This window comes from Bacteroides ovatus (assembly GCF_001314995.1).
In the GTDB taxonomy this organism is placed as follows: Bacteria; Bacteroidota; Bacteroidia; order Bacteroidales; family Bacteroidaceae; genus Bacteroides; species Bacteroides ovatus.
The window spans coordinates 3,193,399-3,206,849 of record NZ_CP012938.1 but is presented as its reverse complement, the minus strand read 5'-3'; the positions used below and the strand labels follow the sequence as shown (position 1 = coordinate 3,206,849).

Annotated in this window: 13 protein-coding genes; 8 read left to right on the top strand and 5 right to left on the bottom strand. The window is 40.6% G+C overall.

Annotation, left to right across the window (positions count from 1 at the left end):
• Positions 1–172: 172 nt before the first annotated feature.
• On the bottom strand, positions 173–1,042 hold the full coding sequence (locus Bovatus_RS12660; RefSeq protein ID WP_004296154.1) for a nucleotidyl transferase AbiEii/AbiGii toxin family protein: 870 nt from the start codon (positions 1,040–1,042) through the stop codon (positions 173–175).
• Positions 1,039–1,611 carry a type IV toxin-antitoxin system AbiEi family antitoxin domain-containing protein gene (locus tag Bovatus_RS12655; protein WP_004327180.1) on the bottom strand — a complete coding sequence of 191 codons (573 nt, stop codon included), beginning with the start codon at positions 1,609–1,611 and terminating at the stop codon, positions 1,039–1,041. Before Bovatus_RS12655 ends, Bovatus_RS12660 begins: the two co-directional genes overlap by 4 nt.
• A gap of 522 nt (positions 1,612–2,133) precedes the next feature.
• Here Bovatus_RS12655 and Bovatus_RS12650 point away from each other — a divergent pair.
• The 4 genes from Bovatus_RS12650 to Bovatus_RS12635 all read left to right on the top strand — a co-directional run bounded on the left by Bovatus_RS12650 (position 2,134) and on the right by Bovatus_RS12635 (position 5,744).
• Positions 2,134–2,652 (top strand): HU family DNA-binding protein, encoded by a 519-nt coding sequence (locus Bovatus_RS12650; protein ID WP_004296149.1) that lies wholly within the window; start codon positions 2,134–2,136, stop codon positions 2,650–2,652.
• Between the two features lie 85 nt (positions 2,653–2,737).
• A complete protein-coding gene (locus tag Bovatus_RS12645; protein ID WP_004296148.1) occupies positions 2,738–3,088 on the top strand; it encodes a hypothetical protein in 351 nt (116 codons plus the stop codon).
• A 30-nt stretch (positions 3,089–3,118) separates the two neighbouring features.
• Positions 3,119–4,039 (top strand): N-acetylmuramoyl-L-alanine amidase, encoded by a 921-nt coding sequence (locus Bovatus_RS12640; RefSeq protein WP_004296147.1) that lies wholly within the window; start codon positions 3,119–3,121, stop codon positions 4,037–4,039.
• A 148-nt stretch (positions 4,040–4,187) separates the two neighbouring features.
• Positions 4,188–5,744, top strand: a complete 1,557-nt coding sequence (locus Bovatus_RS12635) for an ATP-binding protein (RefSeq protein WP_052587844.1) — start codon at positions 4,188–4,190, stop codon at positions 5,742–5,744.
• Positions 5,745–5,845: 101 nt separating this feature from the next.
• On the opposite strand, the gene Bovatus_RS12630 is transcribed toward Bovatus_RS12635, so the two are convergent.
• Positions 5,846–7,909: a HelD family protein gene (locus Bovatus_RS12630; RefSeq protein ID WP_004296145.1), complete on the bottom strand. Its 2,064-nt coding sequence runs from the start codon at positions 7,907–7,909 to the stop codon at positions 5,846–5,848.
• A 138-nt stretch (positions 7,910–8,047) separates the two neighbouring features.
• Between Bovatus_RS12630 and Bovatus_RS12625 the strand changes: the two genes are divergently transcribed.
• Positions 8,048–8,632 (top strand): hypothetical protein, encoded by a 585-nt coding sequence (locus Bovatus_RS12625; protein WP_004296144.1) that lies wholly within the window; start codon positions 8,048–8,050, stop codon positions 8,630–8,632.
• Between the two features lie 37 nt (positions 8,633–8,669).
• On the opposite strand, the gene Bovatus_RS12620 is transcribed toward Bovatus_RS12625, so the two are convergent.
• Positions 8,670–9,443: a LuxR C-terminal-related transcriptional regulator gene (locus Bovatus_RS12620; RefSeq protein ID WP_052587843.1), complete on the bottom strand. Its 774-nt coding sequence runs from the start codon at positions 9,441–9,443 to the stop codon at positions 8,670–8,672.
• Positions 9,444–9,490: 47 nt separating this feature from the next.
• Complete coding sequence (gene ung, locus Bovatus_RS12615; protein WP_004296142.1) at positions 9,491–10,153, bottom strand: uracil-DNA glycosylase; 663 nt, start codon at positions 10,151–10,153, stop codon at positions 9,491–9,493.
• 314 nt (positions 10,154–10,467) lie between these two features.
• Here ung and Bovatus_RS12610 point away from each other — a divergent pair, with 314 nt between their 5' ends.
• The 3 genes from Bovatus_RS12610 (at position 10,468) to Bovatus_RS12600 (ending at position 13,426) form a co-directional block, all read left to right on the top strand.
• A complete protein-coding gene (locus Bovatus_RS12610; RefSeq protein ID WP_004296140.1) occupies positions 10,468–10,767 on the top strand; it encodes an RNA recognition motif domain-containing protein in 300 nt (99 codons plus the stop codon).
• Between the two features lie 371 nt (positions 10,768–11,138).
• Positions 11,139–12,212, top strand: a complete 1,074-nt coding sequence (locus Bovatus_RS12605) for an NAD(P)H-dependent flavin oxidoreductase (protein WP_004296139.1) — start codon at positions 11,139–11,141, stop codon at positions 12,210–12,212.
• 89 nt (positions 12,213–12,301) lie between these two features.
• The gene (locus Bovatus_RS12600; protein WP_004296138.1) at positions 12,302–13,426 is read left to right on the top strand and encodes a DEAD/DEAH box helicase; all 1,125 of its coding nucleotides are present in this window, start codon (positions 12,302–12,304) and stop codon (positions 13,424–13,426) included.
• Positions 13,427–13,451: the final 25 nt, after the last annotated feature.

The following is a 13,451-nucleotide window of genomic DNA, read 5'->3' as shown; positions in this document are numbered from 1 at the left end:
CCATGCCCTAAACATTTTTCTTTTAGTAATAGTAGCATGGGAAAAATGGAATAATGGGTTCTCCTCTGCCTGTGAAGGTAGACTATTGTTTGTTTTGTTTGTGTGGTGCACCTTTTTCCCGGTGGGGGAGAAGGTGCACTCTTTTTGTATGATGTATTAATGGTCGGAAGTATTACATACGTCCATAGGCTTCCCAATATGGCATTAAAGCCTCTTGCAGCCAATGTGCCACCTCGGAGAATGAAAGGCTATTTTTGATAGTTGCCTTTTTTAGAAATGCTGACCATCGTAACTGCATCTGCGGATGGTTGGGAAAGTCTTTCCTGAAGAACATCGTATCTGCATTATAAAGAGTATGACGATTCTCGAAAGTGCGGTTGATAGCCTCCTGCAATATGGTATTGTCATATTTGAATGATGTGAGCAGGTGGTAGATGTCATAATAGTCTTTCATCCGGCTGCTTTGGTCAGCTAAGTCTATGATGGCGTGCATCTTCTCCGCAATCACGGTTTCAGTGGAATAGGCAAGAATGTTTGCTTCTGGCAGTTCCTCTAATAACAATGGGTAATCTAATGATACAGGATGTGGTGTTACCACATCTCCAAAACCAATGTCCATTGTCATCACTTGGGCAATGGTGTCCATTGTCGCCGGAATACTTAGACGGATACCGTGGTAGTCTTTGAACTCGGTGATGTTCTGTGCTGTAATCTTGTCGGCAGCAAACCTTACTCCGTCTTCCTCACACTCTACGGCGCATATTTCACGGAACGCCTCGGCGATGCGTTCGCCATCATTGCTGATATGCGTGCCAAGAAAATCAATATCCAATGTCGGACGTGCAGCAAAGCGTTCGTATGCATACATCAGTGCTCCACCTTTCAGGTAGAAGTTCTCACGGTAATGAGTCTGTGAGATACGGTACAATAGGCGTTCCTGAAAATATCTGGTCAGAATGGTCTGGTAGAACACATCCTTCTGCTTGGCTACATTGAGCAGCTTTGCCCGGATGGACTTTCCAGGATTTTTGATTTCACTCATAGTTTTATTGCAATATACTGTTCAAGGATTCGTCTTACTCTTAGTTTGTCGGCATAATCCATCAGCAGGGATAGATTTCTGTCTGGCTGGGAAATGTAGTTATTCACCACTTCGGAACAAACATCCATGCCTATCTTGTTGCGGTACTTCACCGCATCGCACACGCATCGCTCTTTATTATATATATGTATGTGGTAACCGCTTACAACCAGTTCCTCGACACCTATGTCAAACATCGTGTCTGTGATATGATGGAGCTCTATCTTGGGAAATGTTGGAAGCGTGATTTTGCGACCTCTTTTTACCGCCACATGGTATGCCTGAGGCAATGAGGTGGTGAGCCCATGCACATTCCATGCGGAGAAAAGGCATAGCACTCCGCCTGGAACGATGGCTTCCACATCTATCATCGTGTCCGCCAACTGCTCGGCTGTGGCATATACGCCCCGTTTGATGCGTACCGCGTCTCCGTCACGCACACTGTCCAGCAGCTTGTAATAGGCTGTCCGACCTTCTTCCTTTACCATACTAGAGGAGGTAAAACTGTTATTATATCTCTTGCTTTTCATGCCTGTACTCTTTATTTTAGGACAAATCTACTACATTTATTTGTGATTGTAGTGCGTTTGTACTGGGAAATGCTTATTTGCCATGAAATATTAACATATATCAGACAATCTTGCCCGAATCATCTCGTAACAATTTCAGTAATTCTTGGTTTTCATTGCTTTCGATATACTGGCATAATTGCAGTTTGCTCTCTTTCAATATGCGGTATCTGGCTATTGACAGCCTTGAGCGCCTAAAACTTTCCATGCTTTTTAGTATGGTATTTATTAGTTTGAATATATTTGTTTGTTTATTATTCTCCCCAGGCTATCGGTTTTGTCGCTTTTTCCTTGCTTTTTGTCGTTATCTTGTCGTTTATTTGGTTCCTCTATGTCGGTTGTATATGTCTGAAATGCTTTTTGGTACTTTTCTGATGAGGCTATTTGGTGTCGTTTCATCTCCGTGGAAGATGCTGCATCTTTGCATCGTTAACGTTAGCGAAGTGATAATTAAAACAGTATTTATTAAAAAAAGAAAGTAGTATGGCTATTAGATTTAGAAGGGTGTCTCGCCTGTGTGACCCTACAAATAAAGAAGCAGGAAAGAAAGTGTATCCGGTGATTTCTTATCAGTATGATACGAGTGCAACGTTGGATGAGTTTGCAAAGGAGATTGCGTCTGCTTCCGGTGTCAGCGAGGGTGAAACGATTAGTGTATTGAAGGATTTCCGTACGTTATTGAGAAAGACATTGCTGGGTGGTCGTTCGGTAAATATCGCCGGTCTGGGATATTTTTACCTTTCTGCCCAAAGCAAAGGGACGGAGAAGGCGGAAGATTTTACGATCGCTAATATTTCAGGGCTTCGTATCTGTTTTCGTGCTAACTCGGATATTCGTCTGTTTACCGGGACGACTACCCGTTCGGACGGATTGAAGTTCAAGGATTTGGATCATATTAATGATTTGGGTAGTGTTGGTGACGGTTCGGATGATGGAGGTGAAACTCCGGATCCGGATGGTGGTTCGGGTGGTAATGGTGAAGCACCGGATCCGGCAGCTTGATTCATAGATCGTTGAGAACTGTTTGGTTTGTATGGAATGGGGCTTTGGCCTCATTCTTTCTTTATAACTACGTAAAAATATAAATATGCAAATAACTACAATCCTTGCTTTTATTACCGCTATGGGTGGTTTGGAAGCTGTGAAATGGTTAGTGAGGTATATCACTTGTCGCAAGACGGATGCACGGAAAGAGGAAGCATCCGTGAACAGTATGGAAGAAGAAAATCGCCGTAAAAAGGTGGACTGGCTGGAAGAACGGCTGACTCAACGTGACGAGAAGATAGACGGGCTTTATATTGAACTTCGCAAGGAGCAGGAAGAGAAGATTGACTGGATACATAAATGTCATGAAGTGGAGTTGATACAGAAGGAGTCGGAAGTGAAGAAGTGTGAGATTAGAGGGTGTGTGAAGCGTATGCCACCTTCGGATTATTAACTGGTGCGTTTGAACTAATAATGAATTATCATGAGAAATATAGATTCTATCATAGTACATTGTTCGGCTACGAAAGCCGGACAGGATTTTACTGCCACAGATATTGACCGTTGGCACCGGGAACGTGGGTTCAACGGTATCGGGTATCACTATGTAATCTGTTTGGATGGGAAATTGGAAAAGGGGCGGGATGTCGCTTTGGCCGGTGCTCATTGTAAAGGTTGGAATGAACGAAGTATCGGGATATGTTATATCGGTGGATTGGATGAGAACGGGCGTCCGGCAGATACCCGGACGAATGCTCAAAAACGGGTGCTTTATCAGATTATTATGGATTTGCAGCGGGAATATAATATTCTCCAAGTGTTGGGACATCGGGATACTTCACCGGATTTGAATGGTGACGGAGTGATTGAACCTTATGAATATGTGAAGGCTTGTCCCTGTTTTGATGTGAAGGAGTTTTTGAGGAGTGGGAGGGAGTTACTGTTTGTATTGGTGGTGGCTTTGGTTGTGCCTGTATTGCTGTCGGGATGTAGGAGTAAGAAAGAGGTGATAAACAGGGAGAGTGAAGTTAGGGTTGATTCAAGTTTAAATAGTAGTTCCGGGAAAAGTCTTGTTAAAAATAAGGTTGCTTCAGAAAAGGATTCGGAGGTGGTGGGGGAGCATATCGAGCGGGTGTTGTTTGTGTTTCCTGTGGATACGCTTGGATTGAAGGTTGGGATGGCGGTAAAGACTGTGGTGGATAGGAAAAACGTTTATGAGAAACAACTTCTTCAAGAAGTGAATTCACAGTCTGTGAGTTTGTCGGATATGAGCGCTAAGACAGAGATTCATAAAACGGGAGTCGAGAAAACTACTAATAGGACAACCGGAGGTTGGTATTGGTATGGAATTATTTTGCTGGTTCTGGTTATTGTGTGTTGGATTTGCAAAGTGAAGAGGAAGTGAGATGTTGTTTGTCTGGTACAAAGTTAGTTTTGATGAAAAATGGAGTCATGATAGTGCTGTCTGTGAAACTGTGTACTTTTTTGTGGAGTTTGTATGTATATTCCCATGGAAATGCGTATCTTTGAATAATCAAAATAGAGGAAAAATCATGGACGGGATATTACGTAAACTTCCTATTGGAATACAGACTTTTGAGAAACTTCGTGAAGGAGATTATCTTTATGTGGATAAGACTGCTCTTGTATGGAGAATTGCTTCAACGGAGACTCCTTATTTTTTAAGTCGTCCTCGTCGTTTTGGCAAGAGTCTTCTTCTTTCTACTTTCGAAGCTTATTTTGAAGGTAAGAAGAACTTATTTGAAGGGTTGGCCATAGCCGATATGGAAAAGGAATGGAAGACATATCCGGTATTTCATTTGGATTTAAACGCGGAAAAATATGATTCTCCCCAGGCTTTAGTCGAAATTCTTAGCAGGCAGTTGACGCAATGGGAACTGAAATATGGCAAAGGGGAGGATGAGGAAACTCTCTCCGGACGTTTTGCGGGTGTAATTCGCCGAGCCTGTGAACAGTCTGGTCGTGGAGTCGTAGTCTTGGTGGATGAATATGATAAACCTTTGTTGCAGGCATTGGGTGATGACGCTTTGCTTGATGACTATCGTAAGACATTGAAGGCCTTCTATGGTGTACTGAAAAGTTCTGACCGTTATCTTCGTTTTGTTTTCCTTACCGGTGTGACTAAGTTTGCGCAAGTCAGTGTGTTCAGTGATTTGAATCAACTGAATGATATCAGTATGAAGCCGCAGTATGCCACGATTTGTGGTATTACGCGACAAGAATTGGAGGATACTTTTATTCCTGAACTGAATCGATTGGCAGAAACGAATGAACTGACTTATGAAGAAACATTGAACAAGATGACGGCTTTATATGACGGTTATCATTTTTGTGAGTTTGCGGAAGGAGTATTCAATCCATTCAGTGTGCTTAATGTTTTTGACGGGTATAAGTTTAGTAATTATTGGTTCCAAACCGGTACTCCTACTTTTTTAGTCGAACTGCTTAAAAAGAGTGAGTATGATTTGCGTACGTTGATTGATGGGGTAGAAGCCAATGCTTCTTCGTTTATGGAATACAGGGTAGATGCTAATAATCCGATTCCGTTGATTTATCAGAGTGGCTATTTGACTATAAAGGGGTATGACAAGCGTTTTGGAAACTACCTGCTGAAATTTCCCAATGATGAAGTACGATATGGATTTATGGATTTTTTGGTTCCTTATTACACATCAGTGGTAGATGATGAACGGGGCTTTTATCTAGGTAAATTTGTACGTGAATTGGAGAGTGGTGATGTTGACGCTTTTCTTACCCGCTTACAAGCTTTCTTCGCAGATTTCCCTTATGAACTGAACGAAAAGACCGAACGTCATTATCAAGTTGTATTTTACTTAGTATTCAAATTGATGGGACAATTTACCGGAGCAGAGGTTTGTAGTGCCCGCGGACGGGCGGATGCAGTGGTGAAAACTCCGAAGTATATTTATGTATTTGAATTTAAACTGAATGGTACTGCCGAACAGGCTTTGCAGCAGATTGATGAAAAAGGCTATCTGATACCTTATCAGGTAGACGGGCGTGAGTTGGTTAAAGTTGGAGTGGAGTTCAGTGCAGAAAAAAGGAATATAGACCGGTGGTTGTATTAGCTCGATAACCATGTTGTTAAAGGAGTTACGGAGCCGTTTGAGATTGTTCAAGCGGCTCTTGTTTTGCGGGTAGTTCTTTTAATTTTCGATGTTATATTCTATTACAGGAATCGACAACTGGGTGAAGAAACAGAATAAGTCAAAGTTAGCTTGTGCATAGCCCTTGTGGCTGCCACATAAAGCATACTTTTATCAATATTGGAATGATAGTTCTTATCATCTGTTTGCGGAATGATTACTTCGTCAAATTCCAGTCCTTTCGCCATATGGGCGGAAGTGATGATAATCCCTTTCACATAAGCAGAACTTTGATTTGACAAAAGTGAGATGTCGTTTGCATATATCTGGAGCTTTTGAACAAGTTCTTTTGCTTGGGATTCTGTTTTGCAGATAATCCCTAATGAGGTATAATGGGAGTTCCTGAAGGAGTTTACTAAATCCGCAATACCTTGGATCTCTTCTTCTGTATTTTGGAATGGAAGAATCTTGGGGTGTTCCCCATGTCTCATAATCGGTTCTAATTCATTGTTCGATTGAATTTTTTGTGCAAAACTGGTAATCTCAAAAGTAGAACGATAGCTTTTGCAAAGTTTCATTATTTCTCCTGTTGCAAATGCTTTCTGAATCATATCGGCAGTGGAAGAACCATAAGGATTGACGGATTGGGAAGTGTCTCCAAGAATTGTTTTTCGACACGGATAAAGTTTTTGAATCACTTTGTATTGTATGGGAGAATAGTCTTGCATTTCGTCTATCAGAAGGTGTTTGACGTAAGATTGGGCGTTATTCCCATTTAATGCGATATGCAGATAAGCCAAAGGGGCTAAGTCCGCATACTCTAGTATGCGGTTTTTGCGTGTCTTGAACATCTCCGGTTTTCCGATCCACTCAAAAAAGTCTTTATAGATTTGGAGATCGTTATTTCCCGCGAACATCTTTTTTATCTCTTTCTTTAGTTGGTTTTTTTCCGGAGTGCTAACTGTGAGATTATATTGTAGTTGCATCATTTCCAGAATGTAATCTGTCATAGTCTCAAATCGTTGACGTATGGGATAGCGGTGGAATCGTTTGAACTGTTCGTTAATAAATTCAGCAGGAATAGTGATGTATTTGGTGAGTTTTACATCTGTTGCTTTGAAATAGTTGTTTTCCATATAAAGGATGAATTTGTCAAGTAGTGATATAAACTCGAAGGAGGCTTTGTATTGAATCCGTTCGATAAAGTCGGGTGTCGGGTTTTCTAATAGTTCCGTCACCTGTTCGAAGAAATTCTGGTGTTTATATTTGTTGTCAATTACATCCGACAGAATTTGCTCCATGCTGGTTTCGGGAACGGTTTCTTCGCCAAGTTCCGGAAGTACATTAGAAATGTAATCGGCAAATACTTTATTGGGGGAGATGATTAATATGTCTTTGGAAGAAATCTGTCCTTTCTGTGCATAAAGCAGGTAGGCAATACGATGGAGGGCGATAGAGGTTTTTCCTGAACCGGCAACACCTTGTATAATAAGTACAGAAGCGTTTTCATTACGGATGATCTGATTCTGTTCCCTCTGAATTGTCGTGACGATATTTTTCATTTTATTGTCGGCATTGGAACATAGTTCTTTTTGCAGAATATCGTCATGAACAGTTACGGAACTTTCAATCATGTACTCCATTTTTCCTTTGCGAATACGATATTGGCGTTTGAGTGAGATCGTCCCGTTAATTTTGCCTGCCGGGGAGGAGTAGAACGCCTCGCCTAATTCATGATCGTAGAACATGCTTGAAATAGGAGCTCGCCAATCGTAAATCAGATTCTTTTTTTGATTGAGGTCATAGAAAGTATGTATTCCTATATAGATCGGACTAACTTGGCTTTTGTCTTTCTTTTCCTGAAAGTCGATTCGTCCGAAATAGGGGATATCCAGTATTTTGCTTAGTCGCCTGCGTTTGTCAATTACATTTTCACCTAATGCAAAATGATTTAAGATGCTTTCGCGCATGGAACGGATTTCGTGCGGATCGATATCTTTGTTCGACCATAGATAATCCTTGTACTCCTGCAGGGTGTCTATATGCTCTTTGACGGAAGTACTGGTAGTGTTAATCGTATCATGGATAGTGGTTATGACTTGCTGTAAATACTCTTTTTCCTGTTTCTCTGTTTGATTGAATATCATAATCTCTTTTTAGTTGTATGGTGAAGAATTGAATTTGCGGACAAAGTTAGCTCAACCCATTAAGGGATTAAATAGTTATTTATAGCTATATATGTATCCTTTTTCCTATTTTTGCATACTTACTTAATAAGGAAAAAGATGAATATTCTTGAATTGGCAAAACGTAACCAGCAGAAAGCTTGGGAGATTATAGAGGATACCCGTATTGTTCGGATATGGGAGGGGATTGGTGCCAAAGTGAATCTGGTAGGTTCGTTGCGTACAGGATTATTGATGAAACATCGGGATATTGATTTTCATATTTATACTTCTCCTTTGGATTTGTCTGCCAGCTTTCGGGCGATGGCTGAATTGGCGGAAAATACGTCCGTAAAGAAGATTGAATATACGAATTTATTACATACAGCAGAAGCGTGTATAGAGTGGCATGCATGGTATCAGGATATGGAAGGAGAACTCTGGCAAATGGATATGATTCATATCCAAGAAGGCTCTCGTTATGATGGCTATTTTGAAAGGGTGGCCGAACGCATTTCTGCGGTATTGACAGATGAAATGAGACTGGCTATCCTGAAATTAAAATACGAAACGCCTGATACGGAAAAGATTATGGGAGTGGAGTATTATCAAGCTGTGATTCAGGATGGGGTACGTAGTTATCCGGAATTTGAGGAATGGAGAAGATTGCACCCGGTGGTGGGTGTGGTGGAATGGATGCCCTAGACAGACTGGTAGCTTCAGGAAAAGGTGTATGGGTTAATTAACTTAGTAGTCCGGTTTCCTGTCCCAAGCGAATGGCTTCGATGGAATTTTGCACACCTAATTTGCGTAAGAGGTTCTGCCGGTGAATATTGACAGTGTGAATACTGATACATAGCTTGTCTGCAATCTCTTTACTTAACAACCCTTTTTGAATAAGCCGTAATATCTCTATTTCCCGATTAGTGAGGTTGAGCGAAGAAGGCATTATCAAAGAGGAAGGAGAGAAGAATTCCCCGTTTTTCAGATTTAGGACAGTGCAGTCTACTGTTTCGGAATGTTTTTGGTCGGGTGAAATATCCATATTGCCTATTACGAGCCATGCTTTGCCGTTACGGTCTTGTTCCAAAACTTGATGTCGGCTAGTGACACGTATATATTGCTGCTTGGCATTGAGTATACGGAAACTGTAAATGTTGGAATAGTCGTTTCGCTGTTCGAGGGGCAGACTGTAAATGAATTGGCTTAACGTGACTTGTAATGCTGCCAGTTGCGCACGGTCGTCCGGATGAATACGTGATTCTAAATAATCTCCCTGCTTTTCCAAAGTTTCTATCTTGTGACTGTCAAACCCCAGTAAATCAACAAAATTCGAGGAAGCATACGTGTAATTGCATTTGTAAACATCGACAACAAATGTGCAGTTGTGACAGATTTTTGAAAGTTGGTGAAGTATGGATTTATCCCGTTCCCACACAGCGTAATCAATATCAGTGGAGGACAAGCATTGCTTTGCCCACATTTCTTCCCGAGTAATATTGTTTGATTTATTCATAGCGAATGTTTTTGGGTACTGATAATCTGTTTTGAGAAATCGTTTATTTACCAATCAATTTCTTCTATTCCCTTACTATGCAAGAAAGCATTGGCTTTGCTGAAGTGCTTGCAACCGAAGAAACCATATTCGGCAGAGCGGGGAGAGGGATGAACAGTGGTTAGTACCAGATGTTTGTTGGTATCTATCAAAGATCGTTTCTCTTTCGCATAACTTCCCCAAAGCATAAATATCAAATTCTCCCGTTTTTCACTTAGTTTCCTGATAACTGCGTCTGTGAAGATTTCCCAGCCCATATTTCGGTGAGAACCGGTTTCGTGTGCACGTACAGTAAGAACTGAGTTTAGCGGGAATACACCTTGAGCTACCCAACGATCCAAATTACCGGAAGTTGGAATTGGCTTTCCCAAATCTTGGTGTATTTCTTTGAAGATGTTGCTTAGTGAACCAGGGATAGCTACTCCATCAGGTACAGAAAAACAGACTCCATAATATTGTCCGGGATTGGGATAAGGGTCCTGTCCAAGGATAACTACTTTTACTTTTTCGAAGGGACAGGAATTGAATATATGAAAAATCTGATGTCCAAGAGGGAGGACGTGTGCCCGTTTATATTCATCTTTGATGAATGTAACCAACTTTTCGAAGTATGGTTTGTCAAATTCTTCTTGTAATTGTTGTTTCCAACTTGGTTCTATTCTGACATTCATAAGGGGGACTTGATAAATTATGCAATGGCAAAAGTAGATATATTACAAGAGAATATCAAGAATGAGAGGCGAAATTGTGTATCTCGCCGATTTAGGATGAATTGTGTGCTAATAAATGATAATTATCGTCTTTCTTCCGAAAAAGAACGGGTATAAATGTATTATTCTGATTTATTGTGTTACCTTTGTACCAAGAGTTTGAGTTACGAATCATTATCGTATAGTTCTTCTTTATAATATTTTATTAGCAAGCAGTCCTTGTCTTTAATTATCCTCCTCACTCCAAATTAGTATTTATTTTAATAAAATTTTAAATGAACATTTACATTTCAGGTTTAAGCTATGGCACTAATGATGCTGACTTAACAAATTTATTTGCAGAGTTTGGAGAAGTTTCTTCAGCTAAAGTAATTTTTGACAGAGAAACTGGTAGATCCAGAGGATTTGCTTTCGTAGAAATGCCGAATGATACAGAAGGACAAAAAGCAATTGACGAACTGAATGGAGTTGAATACGACCAGAAAGTTATTTCAGTAAGCGTGGCACGTCCTCGTACTGAAAGACCGTCTAACGGTGGTGGTCGTGGTGGTTATAATAACTCTAGAAGATATTAATATCCGAATAAAAGCAGAAGATAATATCTTCTGCTTTTATTTAATAAGTTATTTCCGTTTCATGATTCAACGGAGGAATCTTCTGATTGACACAGGGGAAGACAAAAAATCATATTACATTTAAGTTCTGCTAATTCTGGCTCTTTTTCTGTGCAATATCAGGAATATCTACTCCTGCACTTTCCATTCTGAAAATAGATTTATTAGACTTTTTTGTAATACACAATACTCTTGAAGAAGTCAGGAGTAAAGGTTTAATAAATTACACCCAACAAGGCAAATAGTCAATGACAGGGCCAATCTTGAGCGCTTGAATAAAGTGTGCTCACACTGTTTATCTTGTTCAATTGCTCTAAAGCAAAATAAAACATATGAAATCATTCTTTATAGGAAATATTGAGATAAAAACACCTGTAATACAAGGTGGAATGGGAGTAGGTATCTCGCTCTCGGGTTTGGCTTCGGCAGTAGCAAACGAAGGAGGAGTAGGCGTTATATCATGCGCAGGTTTAGGTTTGTTATACCCCAAAGGGAAAGGTACTTATCCTGAAAAATGTATTAACGGGCTGAAAGAGGAAATCCGGAAAGCACGTGCGAAAACAAAAGGTATTATTGGCGTAAACGTCATGGTTGCTTTATCGAATTATGCGGATATGGTGCGCACCGCAATCGAGGAAAAGATTGATGTGGTATTTTCCGGTGCCGGGCTTCCACTCGACCTGCCTTCATATCTGACTCCGGAGAGTACAACCAAGCTAGTGCCTATTGTATCTTCTTCACGAGCAGCCAAAATCATCTGCGATAAATGGCAGAAGAACTATAATTATCTGCCCGATGCAATCGTGGTGGAGGGGCCTAAAGCCGGTGGACATTTAGGATTCAAAAAAGAACAATTACAGGATCAGCATTATGCTTTGGAAGCTTTGATTCCGGAAGTGGTAATGATTGCATCCAGCTATAAAGAACAGAAACAGATTCCGGTGATTGCCGCCGGCGGCATTTCGACAGGTGAAGATATTGCACATTTTATGGAACTGGGAGCTGCAGGGGTACAAATGGGAAGTATATTTGTTACCACCCAGGAATGTGACGCGTCCGAGACGTTCAAGGAAGTATATATTCACTCCAAGTCCGAAGATGTTCTTATTATTGAAAGTCCTGTGGGAATGCCAGGACGAGCTATTGACGGGGAATTTATTCACAATGTGAATAGTGGACTGGAGAGGCCTAAGAGTTGCTCATTCCATTGTATCAAAACATGTGATTATACAAAAAGCCCTTATTGCATTATTAAGGCTTTATATAATGCAGCCAAAGGAAATATGAAAAAAGGCTATGCTTTTGCCGGTAGCAATGCTTTTCTCGCTGAAAAAATCAGTAGTGTAAAAGAAGTAATGAGTACACTGGAGCGCGAGTTTTTCTTGGCAACCCATAAACTGGCTTAACCTACGGGATTTTCATTCCCATGATGGAGTTTGTCAGTCCCTTTACAATATAAATTAATAGCTGTTTTGATACAGCAAAAATAACAATTATGACATTTAAAGAATTAAATATAACCGAACCGATTTTAAAAGCTATTGAAGAAAAAGGATATGCAGTGCCCACTCCCATTCAGGGAGAGGCAATTCCGGCTGCATTAGCAAAAAGAGATATATTAGGCTGTGCGCAAACGGGAACAGGTAAAACTGCTTCGTTTGCTATTCCCATTATACAACATTTGCAAATGAATAAAGAGGCAGCCAAGTGCCGGGGGATTAAAGCGTTGATTTTGACGCCCACCCGTGAACTTGCCTTGCAAATAAGTGAATGCATTAATGATTATGCCAAATATACCCAAGTGCGGCATGGGGTTATTTTTGGCGGAGTAAATCAACGTCCTCAAGTTGACATGTTACACAAAGGAATTGATATCCTGGTTGCTACACCGGGACGTTTGCTTGACTTGATGAATCAGGGACATATCCATCTGGATAAGATACAATATTTTGTACTTGATGAAGCAGACCGTATGCTTGATATGGGATTTATTCATGATATCAAGCGGATATTACCAAAACTTCCGAAAGAAAAACAGACTTTATTCTTCTCCGCTACAATGCCTGATACAATTATTTCTTTAACGAATTCTTTGTTGAAGAATCCTGTACGAATCAGCATAACTCCGAAATCATCGACTGTGGATGCTATTGAACAGATGGTTTATTTCGTAGAGAAAAAGGAAAAGAGTCTTTTACTGGTTTCGATTTTGCAAAAATCAGAAGATCAGTCGGTGTTGGTATTTTCACGTACGAAGCATAATGCTGATAAGATCGTAAAGATACTGGGCAAGGCGGGAATTGGTAGCCAGGCGATTCATGGAAATAAAAGTCAGGCAGCGCGGCAGTTGGCTTTGGGCAATTTCAAGTCGGGCAAAACACGTGTGATGGTGGCTACTGATATTGCAGCCAGAGGTATCGATATTAACGAACTTCCTTTAGTTATCAACTATGATCTTCCTGATGTGCCGGAAACGTATGTGCATCGTATCGGACGTACCGGAAGAGCCGGGAATACAGGGACAGCACTGACATTCTGCTCGCAGGAAGAGCGTAAACTCGTTAATGATATTCAGAAACTGACGGGTAAGAAGCTGAATAAAGCCAGTTATACTATTTGAAATCAACAAATAACAATCTCTTTAA

Coding starts and splice junctions, on each gene's coding strand:
- Bovatus_RS12660 (WP_004296154.1), bottom strand. CDS start 1,042: ATGAGTGAAATCAAAAATCCTGGAAAGTCCATCCGGGCAAAGCTGCTC.
- Bovatus_RS12655 (WP_004327180.1), bottom strand. CDS start 1,611: ATGAAAAGCAAGAGATATAATAACAGTTTTACCTCCTCTAGTATGGTA.
- Bovatus_RS12650 (WP_004296149.1), top strand. CDS start 2,134: ATGGCTATTAGATTTAGAAGGGTGTCTCGCCTGTGTGACCCTACAAAT.
- Bovatus_RS12645 (WP_004296148.1), top strand. CDS start 2,738: ATGCAAATAACTACAATCCTTGCTTTTATTACCGCTATGGGTGGTTTG.
- Bovatus_RS12640 (WP_004296147.1), top strand. CDS start 3,119: ATGAGAAATATAGATTCTATCATAGTACATTGTTCGGCTACGAAAGCC.
- Bovatus_RS12635 (WP_052587844.1), top strand. CDS start 4,188: ATGGACGGGATATTACGTAAACTTCCTATTGGAATACAGACTTTTGAG.
- Bovatus_RS12630 (WP_004296145.1), bottom strand. CDS start 7,909: ATGATATTCAATCAAACAGAGAAACAGGAAAAAGAGTATTTACAGCAA.
- Bovatus_RS12625 (WP_004296144.1), top strand. CDS start 8,048: ATGAATATTCTTGAATTGGCAAAACGTAACCAGCAGAAAGCTTGGGAG.
- Bovatus_RS12620 (WP_052587843.1), bottom strand. CDS start 9,443: ATGAATAAATCAAACAATATTACTCGGGAAGAAATGTGGGCAAAGCAA.
- ung (WP_004296142.1), bottom strand. CDS start 10,153: ATGAATGTCAGAATAGAACCAAGTTGGAAACAACAATTACAAGAAGAA.
- Bovatus_RS12610 (WP_004296140.1), top strand. CDS start 10,468: ATGAACATTTACATTTCAGGTTTAAGCTATGGCACTAATGATGCTGAC.
- Bovatus_RS12605 (WP_004296139.1), top strand. CDS start 11,139: ATGAAATCATTCTTTATAGGAAATATTGAGATAAAAACACCTGTAATA.
- Bovatus_RS12600 (WP_004296138.1), top strand. CDS start 12,302: ATGACATTTAAAGAATTAAATATAACCGAACCGATTTTAAAAGCTATT.